Raw genomic sequence first — 25,938 nt, forward strand, 5'->3', positions numbered from 1 at the left:
TTGCAAATTTTGATATTTTAACACATCAAATTGATTATTCTGTAACAATAGGTATAAAGCGAGGTCTTACAATTGAATTCAAGTTGTTTATTAATAATCAGGAAAATGATGGGAACAGTGTTATTTCTTTTGACGCGTGCGGCACTGCTAGGTGTACTAGCTGTAATAGCCTGTGCTATGCGCACTGATGTACAAGGCGAGGATGTGTTTTGAAAACCCTGCGAGTGCCAATACAACGCTGCGGAAAATGGTTGAGTTAAGACAATACCTTTAGAACATTACCAGCACTACAAAAATTGAAAAAACTGTGAGCTACTGGCAATGTTTGGATATGCTTTGAAAGACTAATCGTTAAGGATGAATACCGTCATACTACGAGGCCCGTGTGCGCCCAGTACCAACGATTGCTCAATATCAGCCGTTTTGCTTGGGCCGGCAATGAATGCTCCCCAGCCATACTCTGCCTCACCTATACGCATGTAAGCACGATGCATGGTATCAACAATGCTGCTGGCGCTGATAACCGCCGCCAAATGCTGACATATGAACGGTACAGCTCTATGACCAAGTAATTCCTCCGTAACCCAAACCGAACCATTTTCAGCTACGCCAAAGTGCGCTTTAATAATAGATAGCTCTACATCGGCCAGTTGATGGGCACTGGGATTAATTTCGTATGCCGATGTAGCTACGTCATCCAGCTCAGGCACTAAGCTCAATACCCGCACATTTTGCGAGTTGTATTTTTCAGACACAATGGTCCTAATCTCGTCCCAATTGTTTACCCTATGTACCGCGCCGCCAATAGTGGTCAGCACCGTTTCGTACTGAGCCAATACATCGGTATAACCAATATGCTTAAATGGCTCAATATCGGGCAAAGGCTTGGCCTCGGGTTTGCTTGCAGCTACCGCTGCTAATATTTTATCTCGGCTAGACATTTTAGTTCATTGTTGATGGTTCATAGTTCATAGTAGCTTTTTGCTCATGGCTTACCATGAACTATCATCTATAAACCATGAACTAATTTACTTCGTGATTCCTGGCTCTGTACTCTTGAGTCTATTTCTTCCTGTTTTTAGCGTACCACTCCCCAAATGATTCTTTTGGTGACTCCGGCATGTCGCGGTTTTTATACCAGGGGTTTAGCTTGTTGTTTACGGCAAATGGTGCATACTTAATGGTTAAGCGTCCCATTTTACCGGCTGCATGGTATAAAGTTGATGAACCCAGCGTGGTTGCCATTACATGCATGGCTACGGTTTTGGCTTTTGGGGTATAACCCTCTTTAACCAACACTTGTCGCCACTTATATAACTGATCGTGTATATCAATTTTAACCGGGCATACGTTTGAGCACGACCCGCACAGCGTTGAGGCAAACGGCAGGTCGGCATATTTCTTCATATCGAGGTTTGGTGCCAAGATAGAACCGATTGGACCGGCAACCGCGGTATGATAACTGTGACCACCACTGCGACGGTAAACCGGACAGGTATTCATACAAGCACCACAACGTATACATTTTAATGAGTTACGGAAATCCTCGCGGCCTAACTGAATACTACGGCCATTGTCAACCAATACAATGTGCATTTCCTGCCCTTCGCGTGGTTTTTTAAAGTGGCTGCTATAAGTAGTGATAGGCTGGCCTGTGGCGCTGCGGGTTAACAATCTTAAAAACACTCCTAAATGCTCGCGTTTTGGAATTATTTTTTCGATGCCCATACAGGCAATGTGTACATCGGCCAGGTGAGCACCCATATCGGCGTTACCCTCGTTGGTACAAACCACAAACTCGCCGGTTTCTGCAATGGCAAAGTTTACGCCGGTTAAGGCTACTTTGCGGGTTAGGAAAGTTTCCCTTAAGCTGCCGCGGGCAGTTTCGGTGAGAAACTGTGGGTCTGACATGTTGCTTGGCGTACCCAGGTACATGTGGAACAGATCGCCAATTTCTTCCTTTTTTTTATGGATACAAGGTAATACAATGTGGCTTGGCGGTTCGCCGGCCAGTTGTACAATACGCTCGCCCAAATCAGAATCTATAACTTCAATGCCGTGTGTAGCCAGGTAATCGTTCAAATGGCACTCCTCAGTAAGCATCGATTTGCTTTTTACCATTTGTGTTACCTTGGCATCGGTAAGCAATTTATGTACAATCTCGTTATGCTCCTTAGCATCTGCAGCCCAATGCACAATAATGCCGTTGGCCTTTGCGGCGGCTTCAAATTGTGCAAGGTAAATATCAAGGTGACTAAGTACGTTAAATTTGATATTGGAGGCTGCTTCACGCAAAGCTTCCCATTCGGGCAATTGGTGAACGCTTTTATCGCGCTTGGCACGTATCCACCACAAGGTTTCATCATGCCAGTTTACACGATCTTCGTCCTTGTTAAATATATCGGCCAGTTCGGCGTGAGACCCCCCAGCCCCCTGAAGGGGGGGGTTTTTATCTTGAGTTGTTGTAGTTTCCATTTTGAAAATCTTTTTAATGTTTCAAAAGTTCCCCCTTTAGGGGGTTAGGGGGTTATTGACTATTTAATATCTCTGCAATATGCAGCACTTTTACGTTGCTACCCTGGCGTTTTAAAATACCTTCCATATGCATGAGGCAGCTCATATCAGCACCGGTAATGTATTCGGCGCCCTGGCGTAAGTGATCGGCTACGCGGTCTTTACCCATTTTTGATGATACGGCTTCTTCTACCACGCAAAAAGTACCACCGAAACCGCAGCACTCATCCTTACGGTCGAGCTCTACCAGTTCCAGGTCCTTCACCATGTTCAATAACGACCCAGGTTTTGAAAAGCCAGGAGCAACCAGCTCGGTCATCGAGCTTAAATGCAATCCTCGCTGACCGTGACAGCTTTGGTGTACACCTACCTTGTGCGGAAAACGCGAGGGCAGGCTTTCTACCTTCAAAACATCGGTTAAAAATGAAGTGAGTTCCCAAACCTGATGCGCTACTTCTTTAGCAAGTTCGGGTTGTTTATCATCATGCAAATGCTCACGAATGTGCAGCACACAGCTTCCCGAAGGCGATACGATATAATCGAACCCCTGAAAGTTTTCAATAAACAGCTTGTTACAGCCGCCGGTTAAGTGCTCATAACCCGAGTTGGCCATTGGCTGGCCGCAACAGGTTTGGTTTTTGGGATATACCACGTCTACGCCAAGCTTTTCGAGCAATTGCAGGGTTGCAATGGCCGCACCAGGGTAAAACTGATCGACATAACACGGTACAAATAAACCTACACGCATCTATCGCTCCTATTCTGTTTTTATATTGTGTATAACTAAATTACGTTGTAATGCCTTGCGTAACTGAGTAAAACTTCAGCTCGAGCAAGTCGTGTGGCAAGGGTTTAGAGTTCCAGGCCTTGTGAATGGCTAAAGCTGCGCCAACGGCAGTAGCCTGAGCCATAGAAGCGGCAGACACCTCGGTGTGAGGGAATGCTGCGGCCAACAAGTGCATATAAACCGCATTCTTGCTAAACCCTCCATCAACAAATATACGCTTAACCGAGTTGTCTTTTAAAACATAACCGGTCGATATTTTTTGCTGATCAACAATGTCCATCATCAGACGGTGATAAGCTTCCTCTTCATTTGCAAAGGTGCTTAAATCACGCTGACCAAACACAGATGCTTGTAAACTTGTAGCTCCGGTCTTCTTAACAGTTTCCTGCGCTAATAGTTTGGCTACAATGTCGGCATCAAATCTAATTGTACGGTAATGCGCAGTGTTTTGGTTATAGTGCGCAGCAATCCGTTTTACTTGCTGCTCGTACTCATAGCCCGCAAACAAACGTGAAGCTTTAACCGGCTGGCCCTTATACTGAATGTAATTAAGGCAGTCGTTCTTCAGTTCCTCGTCTGTTAACGGAGAATGATCGAAAGGATTCAGTGTTATTGTCCAGGTACCGGTTGAAAGCAATACAAACGGCTCGGTAAAGCTTACCAGGTAAGGGATAAGTGCCGATGAGCTATCGTGCAAACCAATACCAACACTATAGCTGTTGCCTGGAAACGCAGCCGGCATCACTGCATCGGCATTACGTACCGGAGCCAGCTTTTCATCAAGTCCTTCCTTTACTACCCAATCATGATAACTATTTCTTTCAAAATCCCACAAACTAGTGTGACAGCCAATGCTGGTAACATCACTAAACATTTGTCCACTAATTAAATAGCTTAAGTATTGCGGCAAATGCAAGGCATATTTAACCCGGCTAAAAATTTCGGGTTGTTCATGTTTTAAACGATAAAGCTGCAAGCCTGAGTTCAAACTGCCCAACACGGGTGATGACGTTTGACGGGCCACAGTAGACTCGCCCCCATAAGTTTCATAAAACTGCTTGTGCAGCTCGTCGGGGTAAGTTTTAAGGTAGTTATAGAGCGGGGTTAACGGTGCGCCATCCTCGTCAACATACACAAAACTCGCACCGTACGATGAAAAGTTCACGGCCTTCACATCAAATTCCTTGCGCTTGAAAATCTCGCGCAAGGAATCGAAAACCGAAAGTCGTAAACTATCAATATTCTCACAAGGGTCGCCATCCTCGTCGGCCGTTTCGTTAAAGCGGGCCGATTTTTCGTAAACGATCTTATAATCTTCGTTAAACAAAAACAACTTTTTGTTGGTCTTGCCTACATCAAATACGGCTATTACGGGTGTTGGCGTCATGTTCAATGTTATAGTCCGGTGGCAACAGTTTTAGCGCCACGCTCTTTAATTAAGTTTCCACGTACATCAAGGCTACGGTATGCAGCTAAAGGATCAATTGCACCACCTGCACGTAAGCGGGCTTCGGCCACTAATGAGCGAACATCGGTACGGTAAGCAGCCTGTAATATCTCCTGTGCCTGTACAGCGTCATTAGCAGCTTGTGCAGCTTTTAAAGCAGCAGTATCAACCAATAAAGCCTGGGCATAAGCAATCTTGATAGCCTCAACCGACTGAATTAAATCTTCGATGGGGTCTTTCAAATTGTGCGATGCGTCGATCATCCAGCCAATATCGGTAGCGTGAGTCATGCCGCGTGCGTCCATACCTTCAACCAGTTCGTTAAAAATTAAGAATAGTTGGTATGGATTGATGCTGCCAACGGTTAAGTCGTCATCACCGTATTTAGAATCGTTGAAGTGGAAACCGGCCAATTTACCTTCCATCAGCAATAACGATACGATTTGCTCGATGTTGGTATTTGGCAAGTGATGACCTAAATCAACCAGTGTTGATGCTTTAGGACCTAACTTGTTAGCCAGTAATAAGGATTGACCCCAATCACCAATAGTGGTCGAGTAGAAGTTTGGCTCATAAGGTTTATATTCAACCCATACTTTCCAATCATCTGGCAATGCTTCGTAAATTTCCTGTAAGCTTTCTAATGTATTTTGAAAAGCGCCACGGAAGTTTAACTGACCGGGGAAGTTTGAACCATCGGCCAACCATACTGACAAGGCATTTGAACCTAATTCAATGCCATATTTTATCACCTCGATATTGTGTTCTACCGCTTGCTTGCGCACGGCTTTATCAACGTGATGTAATGAACCGTATTTAAAGCTGTGCTGCTGGTCTTTCTGATCCTGAAAAGTATTAGAGTTAACCGCATCAAAACGTAAACCATGATGAGCAGCTGCTGCTTTAATGGCATCGGCGTTTGATGGAATATCCCATGGAATATGCAGGGAGATAGAATTACTTGATTTGTTTAATGCCTGGATAGCGCCTACGTCCTCAATTTTTTCTTCGAGGCTACGGGGCTCACCACCGCCCGAAAAACGGCCGAAACGTGTACCACCGGTACCTAAAGCCCAGCTTGGAATAGCTACGTTGAAAGCCTCCAATTTAGCTAGTACACTATCCAGATCTTTAACATCGGCAGCAACGTACTCAAACGCACGCTGATGTTTGCCGCTGGCCTGATGATTTAACTCATCAATTTTATATTTTTCTATTTGCATAATTTAGTAGTTAATGGTTAATAGATCATGGTTCATAGTAATGATTTGGCTTTTGCCCATGAACCATCAACTATGAACCATAAACTTAATATCTATCTTACAAAACCGGCAGCAACACCTCCGTCAACGTTAATTACGTTACCTGTTGATTTACCTAACAGGCCGCCGGTGATGGCAAAACAAGCGTTGGCAATGTCTACTGGTAAAATAATTTCGTTTAGTAAGGTACGTTTTGCGTAGTAAGCAGGCAGCTCAGCAACAGTGATACCGTAAGCCTTTGCACGGCCTTCGGCCCATCCGCCAGCCCAAATGTTGCTATCGCTGATAACGGCATCGGGGTTAACCACGTTAACACGTATTTTATCAGGACCTAACTCAGCTGCATTTAAACGGCTCAGGTGTAACTGGGCGGCTTTAGCGCTACCATAACCGGCATTGTTTGGTCCGCTTACCAGGGCGTTTTTGCTCACAATGTTAATTACATCACCACCAATGGCTTGTTTTTTCATTACGGCAACAGCAGCCTGGGTTACAAAGAACTGGCCTTTAACCAATACATCATATAACAGGTCCCAGTCTTTTTCGGTATGGTCGGCAATGGTTTTAGAGATTGATAAACCTGCGTTGTTCACAATTAAGTCAACACCGCCAAAGTTTAAGGCTGCTACATCCATAGCACCCTGAATTTGATCGGCGCTGGTAACGTCCATAACCGCAGTAGCGTATGAATCTTTACCGTAAGCAGCTTTAAACTCCTCACCGGCACCTTCTAAACGCTCAGCGTTCATGTCGTTCAAAATAACAACAGCACCTTCTTCAACAAACTTTTTGGCAATAGCTTTACCAATACCACCGGCACTACCGGTAATTAAGGCAATACGACCGCTTAAAGCTTTTGGCTTAGGCATGCGCTGTAGTTTGGCTTCTTCAAGTAACCAGTACTCAATATCAAACGCTTCCTGACGTGGCAATGAAGTGTACTCAGAGATAGCCTCGGCACCTTTCATTACGTTGATAGCGTTGGTATAAAACTCGGCAGCTACACGGGCAGTTTGCTTATCTTTTGAGAAGCTGAACATACCTACACCAGGGTAAAGAATGATTACCGGGTTGGTATCGCGAATGGCAGGGCTATTATCGTGTTTGCAAGTGTTGTAATAATCGGTGTACATTTGGCGGTAAGCCTCAAATGCAGGTGCTAATTTAGCTTTCAGGCCTTCAACATCACTCAAATCAGCGTCAGGTGCTAAATCAAGTACTAACGGGCTGATTTTGGTGCGCAGGAAGTGATCGGGACAGCTGGTACCCAGTGGTGCCAAACGCTCTAAATCGTTGGAGTTGATAAACTCTAAAACGCGAGCATCATCGGTAAAATGACCGATCATGTTGCGCTCGCTTGAGCAAAAGCCACGTAAAATTGGTGCTAAAGCAACAGCTTGTTTTTTACGAGCTTCTGCCTCTAAACTTTGTACTTTTTGTCCGGCAAAAACAGGTCCTTTTTTACCGTAGTTTTGCTCTAAGTACTCAGCACATTTCTCAATTACCTCTAAAGTGTTAATGTAGCTTTCGTAAGCAGTATCGCCCCAAGTAAATAAACCGTGTGAGCCTAACATAATACCACGAATGCCAGGGTTAGCATCTAAACAAGCTTTTAACTGTAAGCCTAACTCAAATCCTGGTTTTTTCCATTCAACCCAACCAATGGTACCGCCAAATAACTCTTCGGTAATTTTTTTTCCGTCTTTAGCAGCTGCAATAGCAATAGCTGCATCAGGGTGTAAGTGGTCGATGTGGGCAAATGGTAAAAAGCCGTGTAAAGGTGTATCAATTGATGGCGCTTTTGAAGCTAAGTCATAGATGCTGTGGTTAAAAAGTTCAACCATTTCATCTTCAAACTCTACACCACGGTATACGTTTTTAAGGCTGCGTAAGCGGTCAACATATAAAGCAGCAAGGCCGCTTTTTTTCAATGTACCGATGTCGCCACCAGAACCTTTGATCCACATTACTTCCACTTCCTGACCGGTAAGCGGGTCTTTTTGCATTAATTTACACGAAGTATTACCACCACCATAGTTGGTAAGGCGTAAATCGGCGCCCAATAGGTTTGAGCGATATATTAAAAGGGCTACCTCATCACCAGCCAGTTCGGCTGCTTTGGCATCGTCCCATAAATAGCTTACGTGCTTAAATTCGGTTGATTTAACAGACATATTAATTTTAATGTGTTTTACTTTTCTAAATAAATTATCCTTTTAAAGAGTTACCGTAACCTACAATCAATACCGAAAGTATGATGGTAGCAATACCTGCAACCACTGTTATATATGCTTTGCGGCTTACGCCTTTCCACTCTTTTAAAACCAAACCCCATAGGTTGGCAATTAAAATAATGAATGCCATGTGCAGTATCCATGAGCTTGGCCCGTTACCTAAACGGCTCTCACCCATTCCGTAGAAGAAAAACTGAAGGAACCAGGTTGTACCTGCTAATGCTGAAAATAAGTAATTGGCCAGCAGCGGTGTTTTTGTATCGGTGTAGTTGCCAAATGTTTTATTGCGCGCATTAAGTATCATACAATAAACCAGGTTGGTAGTTAAACCGCCCCATAGTATTACAATGTAGGTTACGTTGTTTTGGTATAAGAAATTACCCTGGCCCGGGTTAGCGGCCATCCAAATTTTGTTAGCCGTATCAGACATGCTGTGACCAGCCTCAATACCAAAATTAAAGCAAGCGCTTAATATACCCGATATAATAGCCAGTATAATACCCAAGCCAAACTTGTATTCTGTATTAGTTGCGGCAACGTCCTGTGTTTTCGAAAGTTCTTTTTCTTTTAGCACACCTGCACGGCCGCATATCACAATACCTAGTACACATACCGCAATACCCAAAAGCACCATTTGGCCCCAGTTTGTACTCATAAGAAGGCTTATGGAATCTTTACCATCGGCCGGGTACAGTTCATAATATAATGATGGTATTAATGAACCAAATATGGAACACAAACCTAATATTATGGAGCTACCCAATGCTACACCTAAGTAGCGCACGCCCAAGCCATAAGTTAAACCACCAATACCCCAAAGCAGGCCAAAGAAGTAGGTTAGGCCTAATATACCGCCGTTGGTTTGTTTAATAATTTCAACAAAGTTGGGAATGGTTAACCAGGCTGCCAATGGTGGCACAATTAACCATGAAAACAATCCTCCCACTATCCAGAAACTCTCCCACGCCCAGCCTTTAACCTTTTTATAAGGAATGTAGAAGCTGCCTGATGCAAAGCCCCCTATAAAGTGAAAAATAACGCCTAAAATTGCCTGCATTCTGATAAATTATATTATAATTGGTTGGTAGCGAAAGTAGAAAAGCTGACCTACACAGCTATCATGCACTGTCATGGTTATTTTTGGCCGTAATGATGCTTGCTTCAACATAAGGTAGCTTTTACAATAATACTTTATTAACCTGTTAATAACCTAAACCAAGTATTAATTAGACAATTTTATACAATAAAAATGTCAATATCGGCAAATGTGATTACCTTGTGGGCAAAGCTGTTGTGGCTGCTTTAGTACTCATTATTAAACCGCGCTTACAACACACCAAACCTGCTCAAACTTAAATTTTATAAACCTGTTATAAGGCCGCCAATGCCTTGTTAACTACTCGTAGCAATAGTTTGTACATGAAACCAATTTCGTTTTTAGAATACATTGAAATTGATTATTATTCTTCAACGCCCAAGTACCTGCAACTGGCCAACTCCATAGCCAAAGCCGTACGAGACGGACGTTTAAGTAAAAACGACACGCTGCCATCCATCAATGAGCTTAACTACAATTTCGAAATATCGCGCGATACTGCAGAAAAAGCATACAAGCACCTTAAATCAATTGGCATATTGGGGTCTGTACCGGGTAAAGGCTACTACATCAAAAGCGTTGAAACAGTACAGCGTTTTAAAGTATTTTTGCTTTTTAACAAGCTTAGCACTCATAAAAAAATTATATACGATGCTATTATTGCCGGGCTTGAGCAACAGGCCGCTATTGATTTTTATATCTACGATAACAATTTTCTGCTTTTTAAAAAGCTCATTGAAAACGCTAATAACGACTATACACACTTTGTAATTATCAGTCATTTTTTAGATGGCGGTGATGAAGGCTTACAGGAGGTGATCAATAAAATCCCAAAAGACAGGCTCATATTGCTCGACAAAATGGTTAAAGGAGTAAACGGGCAATATGCTGCAGTTTATGAAAACTTTGAAAAGGATATTTTTAACGCCCTCGAACAGGCGTTGAAACCCCTAAGCAAGTACCATACAATTAAAATAACCTTCCCTGAGCATACCTATCACTCAACTGAAATACTTAAGGGCTTTTATAACTTTTGCACGCAATATGCCTTCAATTATAAGGTAGTTAAAAACATACAAAACGAACCCATAAACGCAGGTGAATGCTACATCACCTTAATGGAGAACGATGTGGTAGTTTTGATTGAAAGACTATTACAAACTCAGTTTAAAATTGGGCAGGATGTAGGCATTATATCGTACAATGAAACACCGGTAAAAAAGATTATTCTGAACGGACTAACTACCATTAGCACTGATTTTCAGAAAATGGGCGAAAGCGTTGCGCAGATGATTATTAACAACCGCCGTGAGCATATCGAAAATCCTTTTTATTTAACATTACGCCCTTCATTATAAATCCTCTATTTTTGGGGATATGAGAAGAAGTGTATTCGCGACAATTATATTTATTGCGCTAAATGTTGCGGCTAATGGGCAAGTTAAACTTGCCTCTATTTTTACCAGCAACATGGTGCTGCAACAACAAATGGATGTACCCATTTGGGGATGGGATAAACCCGGCAAGCCTGTAAGCGTAACCACCTCATGGAACAATAAAACATATAAAACCGTTACCGATAATGCCGGCAAGTGGAAAGTGAAGGTGGCCACCCCATCTTTCGGCGGTCCTTATACTGTAACCATAAACGACGGACAAATTACCAAACTTGATAACGTGTTAATTGGCGAAGTGTGGCTCTGCGGCGGCCAATCAAATATGGAGATGCCGATGAAAGGGTTTAAAGGCCAGCCCATCATGGGATCGAATGAAGCTATCCTCAAATCAAAAAATAACAACATTCGTTTATATACCGTTCCACGTTCATCGGTAACCGAGGTTCAGGAAAACAGCAAGCCGTCCGAGTGGCGGGTTGCAAGTCCGGAGTTTGTGAGCAACTTTAGCGCTACCGGATATTACTTTGGCCGATTACTGAACGAGATGCTCAACGTGCCGGTTGGCTTAATTAATTGCAGTTACAGCGGCTCGTATGCCGAAGCATGGTTGGATCCGGAGACTTTGAAGGCCTTCCCTGAAGTAAAAATTCCGGCCAAAGGCGATACCATTAAACAGGTTAGCCGTACCCCTACTACGCTTTATAACGGCATGCTGCACCCTATTTTGGGTTACGGCATTAAAGGTACCATTTATTACCAGGGCGAATCAAACTACGAGCGCCCTGATAATTATGAAGCACTTTTCCCGGCGTTGGTAAAACGCTGGCGCGAGCTTTGGGGGCAAGGCGATTTTGCTTTTTATTATGCCCAAATAGCACCTTATGATTATGCACAGCTACCACCGTATAACAAAGGCGGCAAATACAATTCGGCTTACTTAAGGGATGCTCAGCGCAAATCGCAAAAAACCATTCCTAATAGCGCCATGGCCGTATTGATGGATATTGGCGAGCAACTCAGCATTCACCCCGCCCGCAAGGAACCGGGTGGAACCCGCTTAGCCTACCTGGCTTTGGGTAAAACATACGACTTAAAAGGTTTCGGCTTTGCCAGCCCCGAATATGAATCGATAACGGTTAAAGATACCGTTGCCACCATAAAGTTTACTAATGTAGCAAACGGCCTAACCTCATACAGCAAGCCGTTAACTCAATTTGAAATTGCAGGCAAAGATCAAAAGTTCTATCCTGCCAAAGCGGTGATCAATGGCAGCTCGGTAAATGTATCGGCACCACATGTTAAACAACCTGTAGCGGTACGCTACGCCTTCCGCGATTTTGTTGTAGGCGAATTGTACGGCACCGATGGCTTGCCGGTATCATCATTCAGAACCGATAACTGGTAGTATGATAAAGCGTTTGCATTTACTTTTTTGCCTCACACTCCTGCTTTGTATTGGCGTAAGTAGGGCTCAAAACACTGAGCTTAAACAAAATAATATAGTATGGACCACCCAAAGCCAAAACTCAGGAGAAAGCATGCCCTGTGGTGGTGGAGATATTGGTTTGAATGTTTGGGTTGAAAAAGGTGAACTCTTCTTTTACTTATCCAAAAGCGGCACATTTGATGAGAATAACACCTTTTTAAAATTGGGTCGCGTACGGGTAAAGTTGTATCCTAATCCGTTTGATGGCAAGGATTTTAAGCAGGAGCTTTCCCTACAAACCGGTGCGGTAAACATTGAAGGGGGCAACGGTAAGCTGAAAGCAAATATTAAGGTTTGGGTTGATGTGCATCGTCCGGTTATTCATGTAGATGTAAGCAGCAGTCAACCCGTAAAAACCGAAGCCGCCTATGAAAGCTGGCGAACCGCAGACCGCTATACCAAGGGCCGTGAAAACAACCAAAGCTCATGGAAATGGGCTAACCGCCCCGACATTCGTACCCGCAAAGACGAGATAATTATTAACAGCAATAGCATTGTTTTTTATCATCGCAATGCCGATACCACCGTTTTTGATGCAACGGTAGCCCACGAGGGCATGGAAGGTGTAAAAACTCAAATGTTCAATCCGCTAAAGCAGCTAACATTTGGTGGTAACCTGCAGGGCAAAGGCATGGTTGCAGCCGGAACGTATTCGGGCACACTTTACCACACACCATTTAAGGGCTGGAGATTGCAAAGTAAATCGCCCTCCAAAAAACAAAGCATCGAGCTTTACCTGCATACCGCACAAGTACCTGCCCTAAACCAATGGCAAGCCGGATTGCAGCAGGTAATTAAAGAAGCACAATTGGCCCGGAAAGCCGAGTTAAATACCCAAAATTGGTGGAGACAATATTGGAACCGCAGTTTTATACATATAAATTCCGATTCGGTGCAAACGGAAGCCTGGCAGGCAGGGCGCAATTATCAGTTGTTTCGCTATATGTTAGGATGCAACGCATTTGGGCAATATCCTACCAAATTTAACGGTGGCTTGTTTACGTATGATCCGAATTTTACCGATACTGCCTCTAAATTCACGCCCGACTTTCGCCTTTGGGGTGGCGGCCTAATGACCGCTCAAAACCAGCGGCTGGTATACTTCCCTATGCTCAAAAACGGCGACTTTGACCTCATGAAGCCGCAGTTTGACTTTTACCTTCGCACGCTCAAAAATGCCGAGCTACGCAGCCAAACCTACTGGAACCACGCCGGAGCTAGCTTTACTGAGCAACTGGAAAACTTTGGCCTGCCCAACGTTACTGAGTACGGCTGGAAACGCCCTGCCGGTTATGACAAAGGCATGGAGTATAACGCCTGGCTGGAATATGAATGGGACACGGTGCTTGAGTTTTGCTATATGATGCTCGAAACCGAGCGTTACACCGGCAACGACGTTAAACAGTACATTCCCTTTATTGAAAGCTGTCTTACTTTCTTTAATGAGCACTACCAATACTTAGCTCGTAACCGTGGCAGCAAAGCCTTTGATGGTGCAGGCAAACTGGTACTTTACCCCGGTTCGGCAGGTGAAACGTTTAAGATGGCTTATAATGCCAACTCTACCATTGCCGCCCTGCAAACCGTACTTAAGCGTTTACTTGATCTTCCTGACGGCTACTTAACCAACGAGCAAAAAAAGAACTGGAACCTGATGCTCAGCCGAATCCCTCCTATCAGTTTCCGTGAGGTAAACGGCCATAAAACCATTGCCCCTGCACAAGCTTGGGAACGCGTTAACAATACAGAAAACATGCAGTTTTACCCCATATTTCCATGGGGAATTTACGGCGTAGGCAAGCCCGACATTGATGTAGCCCTCAACACCTGGAAGTATGACACCCTTGCTGTAAAGTTCCGTAGCGGTGTAGGCTGGAAGCAGGATAACATTTTTGCCGCCCGCCTGGGCTTAACCGATGAAGCCGCCAAACTTAGTATCTTTAAACTTAAAGATTCCGGCCGTCGTTTCCCGGCCTTTTGGGGCCCGGGTTTCGACTGGACACCCGACCATAACTGGGGAGGCTCAGGCATGATTGGCGTTCAGGAAATGCTCCTGCAAACCGATGGCAAAAAGATCATGCTCTTCCCCGCATGGCCCAAAAACTGGGATGTGCATTTTAAACTGCATGCACCTTATGAAACTATAGTTGAAGCTACGGTTAAAGCCGGTAAACTGGTTGACTTAAAAGTTTGGCCGGAGAGTAGGAAGGGTGATGTGGTGAATATGTTAAAGTAATAACTACTATCTATTTCTCTATCTTCAATGTGTCATTGCGAGCGATAGCATGGCAATCTCCATATGCAAGGTTTAATGCAATAGGATCGCCGCTTCCTGGTGCAAGCAGTCACTTGTGCCATTCGTCAACTTTTCGCTTATCTACCGCTTCTGAGCCGCGGGGGCTCCTTGTTCTTTTTCTTGATAAAAAGAACCAAAAATCAAGTCACCTCCCTATGCTTCGTTGTCGCACAAGGCCTGCGCTGCAAAGCCGGGCAACACCACGGGCTGCTTAGCTTTTACCCCACTTCGTTCCCGCATTGACCACGCTTCAGCAAAATCTAAGAGGCCCTTGCCAGCCGCACAAGCCATCAGTGCTGCCCCGCTTTCGCCCCGAAGCTGGGAGGTGACGAAAAATTATCTGAACCGGAATTGATTGTCAATGCAATTCTTAGAAAGAGCGGTGGCCTGCCACAACACCCGGCCGGGAGCTGCCCGTGGGGTGGCAGGGATTGTTGTGGCTTGAATTTTTTGTTACTTTTTGTTTCAAGACAAAAAGTAATAGCCCCCGCGGCAATGAGCGGTACCGAAGCGATCAGCTAATGAATTATGCTATACCGCTTTCTAATACAAAAATGCCATCTCGACTAAGGAAAAAACCTTAAATGACCTAAGCGTCTAAGATTTCTCCTAACGTCGAAATGACATCAACTATAAATTAAAACAAAGTAGTGCCTACCTATCTACCGGTAACCATGTAGCCATATCCACATGGCCACGGTTACCCCAGGCGTAATATGGTATTAAACGCACATTAACTTTGGAACTGTTGGTACCAATTTCGCGATACAGCGTGTTTTTCCAGCTGTTTTCATTCAGTAGATCAGCCTGGCCGGTAAGGCTCATGATGGGGCTGTTCTCTATCTTAATTAACTCTGGCTTAAGGTTGTTTTTAACAGGTATAGCCACGTTAAATACTTTTTGTCCCTTTGCCAAATCGGCCGATTCGAGGCAGTATACCACCGGGCCGCGTTTTACAGCCACCTGGTTACGGGTTTCTTCTACTAAGGGGTTCGATTCCAGTAACTGTACCGGCATAGGCAGGTTCAATTCAATTTTATCACCGGCTTTCCATTTACGGTTAACTTCTGCATACTCGCCGGTAACAAGCGGGGTATTTACCGCCTGACCATTGATCGACAATGAAGCACCTTTGCACCAACCCGGTATTCTTAAAAACACCGAATATGCATTTTTAGGCGCTTGCTCTAACATGATACTCACCTTACCATCCCAAGGGTATTCGGTAACCTCATTTAGTTTCAGTTTCGAGCCATCTTTTAAAACAGTGTTTAACGCATTGCCACCGTACAGGTTAAAGTACAAGCCTTTGTCTGACACGCTGTAAGCATAATCGCTCACCTCGGCAATGGTACGCACTACGTTTGGCGGGCAGCAATTTGATAGTTTAATGTATGGCACCCTGTCTTTAGACCAGCGCTGATTAAACGGCAAATCGTCAGAAAAACTCATAGGGTTAGTGTACAAAAAGTTTTTACCGTTTAAGCTAATACCCGATAGTACGCTGTTGTACAAAGCAAGTTCCATTACATCGGCATATTGCGCCTTGCCGGTAGCCTGTAGCATGCGCCAGTTCCAAAGTACGTTGCCAATGTTGGCACAGGTTTCGTTATGCGATGTAAAGTTAGGCAACTGGTAATCGCGGCCGTAAGCCTGGTGTACCTTTTGCACATCAGTAGGCTGATATGATGTTCCATCGGGAGATACACCATCATACAGCGCACCGCAACCTCCGGTAACATACATTTTGCGGGTTACCACATCGTTCCACATCAGGTCTAATACGTCTTTTATAGATTGATCGCCTGTTTCGGCATAAACATCGGCGGCACCTGCAAACAGGTAGTTGGCACGCACGGCATGACCCATTACCTTAGTTTGCTGGCGAAATGGTATACGATCCTGGTTATCGTCAGTTCCGTCTTTCATCAAACCACGAATGTCTATCAGGTTTTTAGACAGCTCCAGATATTTAGGATCGCGAGTAGTACGGTACATCTCTACCACACCCATATAGTGCGACGGACAAATGGCATTCCTTGCCAATTCTGGCGATGCTTTTTTATAGAAATTGTACAGGTAGTCGGTAGCTTTGATAGCCACGTTTAATAACGTTTTTTTGCCCGTAGCACGGTAATGAATACAACCGGCTGTCATTAAGTGGCCTAAGTTGTATGTTTCAAAGTTCAGCCTATCAGCAAAAGCCTTGGCATTTTTAGGGTCGTTATGCTGCGCTATAATGGTTGGCGTATGTATATATCCATCCGCACGTTGTGCTTTGGCAATAACAGCAATGGTTTTGTCCATCAGCGCATCCAGCTTTGGGTCTTTAGTAACAGTATACATACTGGCCACAGCCTCAAACAACTTGTAAAAATCGCCGTCATGAAACGGTGGACCTGAGTGCGAACCCGTATCCAATCCGGCAGCTATTTCAAAGTTTTTAAAAGCATGGCTTACGTTTGGGTCAGTATATACCTTCCACAGATTAGGTATCATGGTATCACGGCACACCTGGAAACGATCGGCCCAAAAGCCTTTGGTCCAGGCCACGTTGCCCATATCCAAACTGCCCAGCTTGGCGTACTTACTTTGCGAGGTATTAACCAACGCTTTACTTTGTGCCATGGCTTGCGTACCTGTAAAAGCAAGTAACGCAATTACACACTTTATTTTAGTCAGACTCTTCATCATCATTATTTACAATTATGTTGTCGGTAGTCTTAAACTAGCGACATAATATCTCCAAATTTTCAAAAACCTCGGATAACGTTTACCAACTCAATAACTATTAATCCAATCAGGGCGTTGCCTCCGGCCCGGGCTATCCGCTGCAAGTCCTCGTTTCGCTGTCGCTGCACTCCGGGCTTTACGCTACTATCCCTAACGCAAACTGCACCTGATTCGGCATGAGAGGCTTGCATCATCTCCAAACCTTCTCCAAAACCACCGGCCCCATCAAACCTGCGGGCAGCAACGGTTTGCCTTCTAAACGGTAAGGCGCGTTGGTCCAGGTTATCTGCTTTTCTTTAGGCAAACGATGATCGCCCATTAAGCGGTTGGCCCAGGTGTTGGTTACTTCTATTTTAATTTCGTTTTTGCCCGGTTTAAGAGCTTTTGTGATATCTACCCGGTAAGGCGCTGTCCAGGCCACACCGCAAGGCACGCCATTTACAATCACCTCGGCAAGGTTATCTACCCTGCCTAAATTTAGCCACACACTTTCGCCTGGTTTAGCATTAGCCTTCCAATTAAAGTTTTGTGTATAAACAGCAGTTCCCGAGTAATAACGGATGGTTGAATCGGCCGAGAGGCTCCAGTCTTGCAAAGCGTTCCACTTTACAGGTGCTTTTGGCCCGCCTAATTTTGGATCAAAGCTAACTGTCCAGGCCGTTGATAAAGTTTGAACGTTTTGTACGGCAGGTTTAGTCTTTACCGCATTTGCTAAAGATTTAGTTGGCGTACGCAACACCACAAATACCGCCCCGCCTGCTTCCAATTCCACAGGAACTAATATACGGCTATTTTCTATCTTCCAGCCCTGTGCTTCAAAAGTTTCGCCGGTTAATGGATCAAATAATTCCGGTTTTTGGTTGCTTAAACGCAGCGACACCTCTAACTTGCGTTTAGCGCTTAACTGGTTTGAAATAAAATAAACTTCAAAATCACCTCCCGAACGGTGAGTCCATGCAACACTATCGGCAGCCCTACCCTTTTCGGTAGCCACAAAATCTTTTACTAAACCAATACTGCTAAAGTCGGGTTGCTGATATTGGCCAATAATCAATTTTCCTTTTCCGCTTTGCTTTAACGCCGGCCCTGTCTCCGGGTGATAAATAATGGTAGCACCATCGGCTATCAACTGGTTTAACTTGTTAACCACCGCAGCCGATCGTACTGCACCGTTAGGCAACATTTGCGTACTGCCAGGTATAACCAGCACCTTGTAACTGGCGCCGCCGGGCAGTTCAACACGGCCATTGTTCACTTTGGCTAAACGCATCAGCGCATCAAGGTTAAACGAGTCATACTTATAGCCACGCAGCGGATCAATCAAGTCCTCGGAACCCAGCATGTTAGAGCTGCTGTTTACCCCAATAGGAATAGTGCGCATAGGCAAACCTTTGTTAGCCAAACGCTCTTTCTCGCGGGCAACTCTTTCGGCACCAAAGAGCCCCGGCAGTGTAGGTATTAATCTATCTGGCAGTAACGAACGGCGCGGGGTTTCCTCGCCGGTAAATACGGCAATATCGGTAACCGGGTGTCCTTGTTGCAACAACGCCTGGCAACGGTTCACGTATTCAACCCATGCACGGCCGGGTTTGTACCAGGTTTGGTCGCGCTGCATAAACAGGCCAATACCATCCAGGGTCATACCGGGTTTGCGGTCAATCCATGGGTTGTGCATGTTTACATGGTAATCAATTTTGTTAATACCCAACGCCAGGTTACGGTCGCCCAAAGCCTTAAGCATACTCGGATGCTCATTCCACATGGTACGTAACTCGGTATATGATTCAGACTGTATAATATTTTTACCGTAAATGTGCCCGCCCGAAATAGCATCCAACATATCATTGGGCTTATCATGTGTTGGGCTGTTTAACCAAAATTCGCCCATGGTTACATCGGCTATATTGTAATGCAGCAGGCCATCGCTCACCATGGTTGGTGCAACGCTTTCGGCTGTAAATGTGCAACCTTTTTGATGCGCCAGGTTAGCCAGCGTAACATAAAATTTATCTACAATAAGCTCGGCTATAGTTTGGCGCACATCGGCCAGTACCTGTTCTGATTTTGCCGCGCTTTCCACTGGCACGCCCGCCATTACAGGTAGGTAAGCCATCAAATCATACCCCCGGCGCTGCTTAAACTCCTGGGCAAACCCGGCCGACCAGTTTTGACTGCCACATTCCCAGCTATCCATATGGAAAACCTTTAATACGCGGCTTGCTAATTCAGGACCAATCTGTTTCCAAGCCTCGCCATACCAGTTATCAAACTGCATTTTAACGGCTACCGGGTTAAACTTATCGCACTCTAAGCCAGCGCCTTTTCCACCCGTGGCATTGGTATGCCCTGTCGAAGTATGGCCTATGCGTAAAATGGTCCAGTTACCGGCAGGCGCTTTCCAGTTTAACCTACCGCTGGCGTCCAGCTTATCCGTAAGGTCGATAATTTTATCTTTATTGATACACAATTCGGCAGGCAACTGCTCAGCCGTGGTATTTTTACTCACGCGCCAAACCTCGCCGGTTTTGCCTTCGAATTGACTAATGCGCGGGTCAGACGATAACTCAATACCCGTTATTTTAAGCGATTGCTTCCACTTAGCAAAATCCAAATCCTCTGCTCCTGGTTCCGAACCTTCGCGGTTATAATAAAACCTGAAGTATTTTGCCGTGGTTGGCGTAATTGCATGCGTAACATCAATCCCGGCGTCCTGCCAGCCATGGCGCGGCGGCAGCAAATGCCCGGCCTTACGAAACACTTTACCATCATCACTCACCTCAATGCGTAAACGTTGCGCCTGGTAATTAGGCGATGCCGTATGCACCACCAGTGAACGGCACAAAAAAGGCTTGGCAAATTCCAGTTGAACCCAGCAGGAATCGGTAGTGGCAAAGGTTTTTTTGTTGCCTGCCTCGGCTAAAAACTGCACATCTGTACTAGGCAAACTGGTTGTTACCTTAGGCTTAACCGTATTGCTGCTTATTCCCGCACCCACAGGCGACGGGTAAGCCAGCACCGATATATCTTTATAATAGCCTTTGTAGCTCTCGGGGCGTTGGAGCGTATCGTTAAATTTCGTACCACCGCTCACCATGGTTTTGCTGAACACTACTTTCTGCATCGACAGTTCGGGGGTAATCCACGGACCACCGGCCAATGCAAACCCATCGCTCACGTGCATCCCCATTTTCAAGCCTAAGCGGTCGGCCTCCTGCATCGAGAACTTCACCATATCCCACCATAAGGGCGAAAGCTGTTCAACAGGCGGCGTTATGTAAGGCGGGTTGGCAACGCCTTTAATAGTCATTAAATAGGCACCACCCAAACCGGCATTCTTCATGGCCTCTAAATCGGCTGTTATACCAGCCTTACTTGCCGATGCCTGCATCCAATACCATATAGCCCACGATTTTGCAGCGTACGGCGGATTTCTGAATATTTTTTCAAGATCGGGTCGCTGGGTGGTTTTGCCGACTGTTTGACCTATTGCTGTATGCACGGAAGAACTCAGGCCTACGCAGCCAATTAATAAATATTTTGTGAGTTTCTTCATGATTATTATTCTATTAGCCACCTGTCATCTCGAACGATAGTGAGAGATCCTATTTGCATTGCAAGCTTATTAGCTTTTATAAGATTTCCCGTTATCACTCGAAATGACAACGCATGTTTTTTTAACTAAATCCGGGCGTTTCCCTCCGGGCCGGGCTATTCGTTACAAGTCCTCGTTCCGCTATGCTTCACTCCGGGCTTTCCACGGCAATCCCTAACGCGGCCACGCTTCTGTACTATTTACCACTCTTCACCTTACTCACCACACCACTTACATTAGCAGGCGTAGCTTTACAAGGCAACAAGGTGAAACCATAGCTATACGGCTTAGCAGGTATCTGGTAAATATCCAGCGGTGCAGCCACGTCCGACCAACTGTCGTTGCCGCCCACGCCCATCTGTATCAAATCGATGTTAAGGGTTATGTAACCAGCGTCTTTTAACTTGTTGGTATGCTTGGCTCCTACAATGTTAGCTTCGGTGTACGGCCAGGCGCTCATGCTCAGCAGGCTATCGGCTACTACCAACAAACCGTTTTGCTGCTTATCGCCTAAAAACATCCAGCGTACATCGGTGCGGTTACCGTTTTCCTGCGGTACGGCGTAAGGCTCCATAAAATCGGTAATCGATTGGCCGTAAATCCCAGCCTCGAAACCGCTTCTACGGTCAATATAATTTTCTAACGGACCACGGCCGTAGTAACTAATATTATCGTAACTGCGTTTAATGCCGCCCTGCATACCCACCTTAGGCAGGTTTGGCAGGCCGCTTACTTTTGGTGCAAACTGGTAATCAACCTTAACCACACCTGTTGCGTTAACAGTATAGATCACGGTCACTGCAGCGCTATCGCCCACAACCGTATAGTTGCTGGTTACCGCCACCAATCCATTAGCCAGTTTATTGGCCTTCACATCTTTTAGTTTAGGAACTGATGTATACCACGGTTTGAGCTTTTTATTCGATTTCCAGCCACGAAGATCATTATCAGTAACCGGCCGGGTAAAGTGAGGCAGGAACGGAGCCGATATTTGCTCCTGATTATTGAATATGTATGAGCTTAAAGCGCCATTTTGCTTGTTGATGCTTACCTTAAAGCCTTTACCGCTCAGCGTGTAGGCATCGGTACCATCGTTTAACGTAAGAGCACCGTTAGCAGTTGCTGCTTTGGTTGGTACCAAACCTGTCAATGCAAATTGATCTGATGCTATCTCGTAACCCTTAGCTGCCCAAAGTTCATCTTTACTTAAGCCGAAATGAATATCGGCCAGATACTCATGTCCTGTTTTTAAAGATGGCAGGTATGATTTAATGCTAATGGTGGTATCTTTTCCGGCTGCAAGATTCATGGACGGCAGTACTTTACTCACCACTACTTTACCGTCTTCACGTATTTGTAACAAAATACTGAAACCGGCTAAAGATTGTACAGCACTACGATTAGTGATTTTTACTAAGCCCTTGGCAGCATCTACTAACTCACTCACCACCGGTTGGAACACGTGCTTGCTCTCAAACATAGCCGCCTTAGGGCGACCATCCGAAGCTACTGTTCCTTTAATGGTAAAATTGTCAAAATACTTTTCGCCGTAATCGCCGCCGTAAGCAAAGAATTCGGTTCCGTCATCATCTTTTTTTAGCAAGCCTTGATCTTTATATTCCCAAATAGCACCGCCAATTACGCGCGGTAATGAGCGCCATTGGTCCCAAAGGTTTTTCAAGTTACCGTTTGAATTACCCATGGCGTGTGAGTATTCCACAAAGAAGATCGGGCGGTTATCACCGTTCTTTTGGTTAACCAGCAAAGGCGCTGTATATAAGGCCGGGTACATGCGGCTTACTATATCTACATACGGCTCATCAATAGGATTTTGCAAACGGTGCGAGTGATCGTTTGGTTTGAGGTAACGCGCATCGGTTACATCAATATAGCCTTCGGCTTGCGGGGTACCTTGTGCAGGTTCGTAATGTACGGGGCGGGTAATATCAAAATCATGAATCCAGGCGGCCATGGCAGCATGGTTTGGTCCGCGACCGGCCTCATTGCCTAAGCTCCATATTACAATGCTCGGGTGGTTTTTATCGCGCATTACCATGCGGGTAGCACGGTCGAGGTAGCCGCTGGTCCAGGCAGGGTCGTTACTTAGTTTAGAGCCTAAACCATGGGTTTCAAGGTTGGCCTCGTCAATCACCAAAATACCGTACTGGTCGCACAAATCATACAGATACGGGTCCATAGGATAATGGCTGGTACGGATACAATTGAAATTGAAACGCTTGATGGTGCGCACATCGTCCAAAATATCCTCGCGCGAAAGCGCCTTGCCTTTCACCGCATGATGGTCGGGGCGGTTGATGCCGTACAGATAAGTCACCTTGCCGTTAATGAGCAGCTTGCTGTTATCTTTTGCAAACTCCACGCTACGGAAACCTACGCGGCAGCTTTTCACTTCTAATACCTTACCTGTACTGTCCTCTAACGACAGCGTAAGCGTATATAAGTTCGGTTGTTCGTCGCTCCATTTGGCCGGGTCGCTCACTTTTGCTTCCATCAGGCCAAACTTTACGTTATCTAAACGCGGGTAAATCTCGTTAATAATATCGTTAACGCTACGTTGTAATGGCTTCTCAAAAACTGCTTTGCTGTTCTTATCAAATAATTGCGCTTTAAGCTGATAACCATTGATAGCTTTACCAGTGAGGTTTTCTATACGTGGGCGAATACTTAACAATGCGTCCTTATACTGCTTATCCAGCTTGGTTTGATAAAAGAAATCGGCAATGCGCAATTTAGGTTCGGCCAGTAGCATTACCTCGCGGTGGATGCCGCTTAAACGCCATTGATCCTGATCTTCGAGGAAAGAACCATCGCTCCAGCGGATGTTTTGTACCGACACAATGTTTTCACCTGCCTGTAAATAAGGCGTTATGTTAAATTCCGATGACAGGAAGCTATCCTCGCCATAACCCAAAAACTTGCCGTTTAACCACACCTTAAAGCCCGAACTTACGCCGCCAAAGTGCAGGGTAACATTCATATCTTTCCAATTGGCAGGCAGGGTAAATGTGCGCTGGTAACTACCTACGCCGTTCATATCATGCGGTACATAAGGCGGGTTAACCGGGCGGAACGGGTATACCGCGCTTTTATAAATAGGCTTACCATAACCCAGCATTTCCACGCTTGAAGGCACGCTTATTTTCTTCCAGCCGCTAACACGGCTTTTGTAAAAATCCTTAGGTGCATCGGCAGGTTTTTCAGCAAACGAAAAATCCCACTGACCATTGAGCAACAACATACGGCCCGATTTATCGCGCTCGCCTTTTAAAGCTTCGTTTATTGTGGCAAACGAATAAGCCGTAGCGCGCGAGGCATCGCGGTTAATGCCGCTTACCAACGGGTCTTCCCAGGGTTCGGTACTAAAAATAGCTGGTGCGTTGGGTACTGCAGCCGGTGTTTTATCAACCAGCTGTGCAAATAAACTGCCGGGCAATAAAACAGAAAATATGGTATAGATGATTTGTTTCTTCATCAATTAATGTCCGTTAAAATATAAGTATAAGCCAATCATTACTACGGTTAACAGCACCCAAGCCATTTTAACTTTGGATGATGTTTTCGGCGTGTTTTGTTCTTCGTCTTCGTCGGCTATGTACACTTTAGGATTACGATCAACCAGCGATACAACAATGGCAACCACCATTAGGAAAGCAAACGTGTAGAATGATAACAGCAAGTAATGCGGCCAAAAAGTATAAACATCTTTAGGGAAAACCCATAGATATAAAACGCCAACAGTAAGGCTGAATGCAGACCCGGCAGAAAGGATGGTATTGACCGCTGTACGGGTAGTACGCTTCCAGAAAACAGTAAGCAAAAACACAACTGATAAAGGCGGCGCAATAAAGCCCAGTATCGACTGGAATACGTCGAAGAATTTTAATCCTTTAATGCTATCCAAAGCAATGGCTACCCCTACCGACAGGATACAACCCACGATGATTGACATGCGGCCAACGCTGATGAGTTGCTTGTTGGTAGCGTTTTTGTTGATACGCTCGGCATAAATATCCATTGTGAACACCGTACTTAACGAGTTAAGCGACGAGCCTATGGTACCCACCAAAACGGCTATTAATACCACGATAACTAAACCGTTCAATCCTGCAGGGAACAAGTTGGTCACCATGGTCATGTAGGCCAGATTTTCGTCTTTTAAATCAGGGAAAATAACGCGGCAAAGTATACCGGTGAATATGAACAGCGGCAGCGAAAGAATTTTTAACCAGCCAATGAAATTAACACCAAGTTGCCCTTGCTCAAGATTACGGGCACCCAATACCGATTGCACCATAGATTGATCGGTACAAAAGAAGGCTACGGCAGCGACCGGATAACCCAGTAATATGGCATGCCATGGATAAGCGGCATCAGTTGTTGGATGTAGTAAATTCCAGAAGCCTGACGGTGTTTGGCTAATTACGTTAGATAAGCCCCCTGCGCGTTGCAAACCCAAAACAGTAAGTAAAATAGATACGCCTATAAGCAATAACATCTGGAAAACATTCACCTTAGCAATAGCCGTTAAACCACCCATATAGGTAAACAAACCGGCAAAGGCCACCAACACAATAACCGACTCCCACATAGGGATGCCCAATATTTGCCTTACTAAAGTTCCGCCTGCATAAAGGCCAAGCGACAACCACGAGATTTGAATTTTAATGAGCGCATACCAGGCCAAAATGGTACGGGTAGAATCGCCGTAGCGGTTACCCATAAACTCGGGCATGGTGTTTACTTTGGCAGCCAGGTAACGCGGTGCAAACACCAATGCCAGCAGCATTAAAAACACAAAGGCGTACCAATCAAAGTTTACGGCCACAATGCCCGTACTGAAGCCAACACCAGCAAAAGCCACCAGCATAGAGGGCCCAACGTTGGTACCCCACATGTTAAAGCCGATGCTTGACCAGCCCAATGATTTATCGCCAAGGAACAAGGTTCCTTCTTCATCGCCGCGCTTGCGGTTTTTAAAACTGGCCTGTATACCCAAAAACATCAGTACCCCCAAATAGGCGGCAACAATGGCATAATCGAGTAAGGTTAAATGTTGTACAATGTTTCCCATGC

The 25,938-nt window shown here is 45.2% G+C and carries 15 protein-coding genes; 3 read left to right on the plus strand and 12 right to left on the minus strand.

Translation table 11 applies throughout. The features are described from left to right. Positions 1–344: 344 nt before the first annotated feature. The 7 genes from GO816_RS02780 to rhaT form a co-directional block, all read right to left on the minus strand. Entirely contained in the window at positions 345–941 is a 597-nt protein-coding gene (locus GO816_RS02780; protein ID WP_157539821.1) for a LutC/YkgG family protein, read from the minus strand. A gap of 121 nt (positions 942–1,062) precedes the next feature. After that, positions 1,063–2,475, minus strand: coding sequence for a lactate utilization protein B (locus GO816_RS02785; protein WP_157539822.1), 1,413 nt, complete (start codon positions 2,473–2,475; stop codon positions 1,063–1,065). A 52-nt stretch (positions 2,476–2,527) separates the two neighbouring features. Continuing rightward, positions 2,528–3,262, minus strand: a complete 735-nt coding sequence (locus GO816_RS02790; RefSeq protein WP_157539823.1) for a (Fe-S)-binding protein — start codon at positions 3,260–3,262, stop codon at positions 2,528–2,530. Positions 3,263–3,302: 40 nt separating this feature from the next. Then, positions 3,303–4,688, minus strand: a complete 1,386-nt coding sequence (locus GO816_RS02795; RefSeq protein ID WP_157539824.1) for an FGGY-family carbohydrate kinase — start codon at positions 4,686–4,688, stop codon at positions 3,303–3,305. A gap of 8 nt (positions 4,689–4,696) precedes the next feature. Beyond that, the gene (locus GO816_RS02800; protein ID WP_157539825.1) at positions 4,697–5,971 is read right to left on the minus strand and encodes a TIM barrel protein; all 1,275 of its coding nucleotides are present in this window, start codon (positions 5,969–5,971) and stop codon (positions 4,697–4,699) included. A gap of 92 nt (positions 5,972–6,063) precedes the next feature. Then, a complete protein-coding gene (locus GO816_RS02805) occupies positions 6,064–8,184 on the minus strand; it encodes a bifunctional aldolase/short-chain dehydrogenase (RefSeq protein WP_157539826.1) in 2,121 nt (706 codons plus the stop codon). 34 nt (positions 8,185–8,218) lie between these two features. Continuing rightward, entirely contained in the window at positions 8,219–9,301 is a 1,083-nt protein-coding gene (gene rhaT / locus GO816_RS02810) for an L-rhamnose/proton symporter RhaT (RefSeq protein WP_157539827.1), read from the minus strand. 362 nt (positions 9,302–9,663) lie between these two features. Here rhaT and GO816_RS02815 point away from each other — a divergent pair, with 362 nt between their 5' ends. The 3 genes from GO816_RS02815 to GO816_RS02825 are packed head-to-tail and all read left to right on the plus strand — an operon-like array spanning position 9,664 to position 14,459. Beyond that, on the plus strand, positions 9,664–10,698 hold the full coding sequence (locus tag GO816_RS02815) for a GntR family transcriptional regulator (protein ID WP_157539828.1): 1,035 nt from the start codon (positions 9,664–9,666) through the stop codon (positions 10,696–10,698). A 19-nt stretch (positions 10,699–10,717) separates the two neighbouring features. Then, positions 10,718–12,142, plus strand: coding sequence for a sialate O-acetylesterase (locus tag GO816_RS02820; RefSeq protein WP_157539829.1), 1,425 nt, complete (start codon positions 10,718–10,720; stop codon positions 12,140–12,142). Position 12,143: 1 nt separating this feature from the next. Then, the gene (locus GO816_RS02825) at positions 12,144–14,459 is read left to right on the plus strand and encodes a DUF5703 domain-containing protein (RefSeq protein ID WP_157539830.1); all 2,316 of its coding nucleotides are present in this window, start codon (positions 12,144–12,146) and stop codon (positions 14,457–14,459) included. 714 nt (positions 14,460–15,173) lie between these two features. Here GO816_RS02825 and GO816_RS02830 read toward each other — a convergent pair. The 5 genes from GO816_RS02830 to GO816_RS02850 all read right to left on the minus strand — a co-directional run bounded on the left by GO816_RS02830 (position 15,174) and on the right by GO816_RS02850 (position 25,936). Next, positions 15,174–17,216, minus strand: coding sequence for an aceric acid hydrolase (locus GO816_RS02830; RefSeq protein ID WP_157539831.1), 2,043 nt, complete (start codon positions 17,214–17,216; stop codon positions 15,174–15,176). Between the two features lie 56 nt (positions 17,217–17,272). Next, entirely contained in the window at positions 17,273–17,446 is a 174-nt protein-coding gene (locus GO816_RS02835; RefSeq protein WP_157539832.1) for a hypothetical protein, read from the minus strand. Continuing rightward, positions 17,443–20,805 carry a glycosyl hydrolase gene (locus GO816_RS02840; protein ID WP_157539833.1) on the minus strand — a complete coding sequence of 1,121 codons (3,363 nt, stop codon included), beginning with the start codon at positions 20,803–20,805 and terminating at the stop codon, positions 17,443–17,445. Before GO816_RS02840 ends, GO816_RS02835 begins: the two co-directional genes overlap by 4 nt. A gap of 235 nt (positions 20,806–21,040) precedes the next feature. Then, positions 21,041–24,337, minus strand: coding sequence for a glycoside hydrolase family 2 TIM barrel-domain containing protein (locus tag GO816_RS02845; protein ID WP_157539834.1), 3,297 nt, complete (start codon positions 24,335–24,337; stop codon positions 21,041–21,043). A 3-nt stretch (positions 24,338–24,340) separates the two neighbouring features. After that, a complete protein-coding gene (locus GO816_RS02850; RefSeq protein ID WP_157539835.1) occupies positions 24,341–25,936 on the minus strand; it encodes a sodium:solute symporter family transporter in 1,596 nt (531 codons plus the stop codon). Positions 25,937–25,938 lie beyond the last annotated feature (2 nt).

Origin of the sequence: Mucilaginibacter aquatilis (assembly GCF_009755275.1) — a bacterium.
Classification (GTDB): Bacteria; Bacteroidota; Bacteroidia; order Sphingobacteriales; family Sphingobacteriaceae; genus Mucilaginibacter; species Mucilaginibacter aquatilis.

Bases quoted from the DNA above. Each gene is read 5' to 3' on its own strand.
- GO816_RS02805 (WP_157539826.1), bottom strand. From the start codon at position 8,184: ATGTCTGTTAAATCAACCGAATTTAAGCACGTAAGCTATTTATGGGAC.
- GO816_RS02825 (WP_157539830.1), top strand. From the start codon at position 12,144: ATGATAAAGCGTTTGCATTTACTTTTTTGCCTCACACTCCTGCTTTGT.
- GO816_RS02815 (WP_157539828.1), top strand. From the start codon at position 9,664: ATGAAACCAATTTCGTTTTTAGAATACATTGAAATTGATTATTATTCT.
- GO816_RS02850 (WP_157539835.1), bottom strand. From the start codon at position 25,936: ATGGGAAACATTGTACAACATTTAACCTTACTCGATTATGCCATTGTT.
- GO816_RS02820 (WP_157539829.1), top strand. From the start codon at position 10,718: ATGAGAAGAAGTGTATTCGCGACAATTATATTTATTGCGCTAAATGTT.
- GO816_RS02845 (WP_157539834.1), bottom strand. From the start codon at position 24,337: ATGAAGAAACAAATCATCTATACCATATTTTCTGTTTTATTGCCCGGC.
- GO816_RS02785 (WP_157539822.1), bottom strand. From the start codon at position 2,475: ATGGAAACTACAACAACTCAAGATAAAAACCCCCCCCTTCAGGGGGCT.
- GO816_RS02830 (WP_157539831.1), bottom strand. From the start codon at position 17,216: ATGATGATGAAGAGTCTGACTAAAATAAAGTGTGTAATTGCGTTACTT.
- GO816_RS02835 (WP_157539832.1), bottom strand. From the start codon at position 17,446: ATGATGCAAGCCTCTCATGCCGAATCAGGTGCAGTTTGCGTTAGGGAT.
- GO816_RS02780 (WP_157539821.1), bottom strand. From the start codon at position 941: ATGTCTAGCCGAGATAAAATATTAGCAGCGGTAGCTGCAAGCAAACCC.
- rhaT (WP_157539827.1), bottom strand. From the start codon at position 9,301: ATGCAGGCAATTTTAGGCGTTATTTTTCACTTTATAGGGGGCTTTGCA.
- GO816_RS02795 (WP_157539824.1), bottom strand. From the start codon at position 4,688: ATGACGCCAACACCCGTAATAGCCGTATTTGATGTAGGCAAGACCAAC.
- GO816_RS02840 (WP_157539833.1), bottom strand. From the start codon at position 20,805: ATGAAGAAACTCACAAAATATTTATTAATTGGCTGCGTAGGCCTGAGT.
- GO816_RS02790 (WP_157539823.1), bottom strand. From the start codon at position 3,262: ATGCGTGTAGGTTTATTTGTACCGTGTTATGTCGATCAGTTTTACCCT.
- GO816_RS02800 (WP_157539825.1), bottom strand. From the start codon at position 5,971: ATGCAAATAGAAAAATATAAAATTGATGAGTTAAATCATCAGGCCAGC.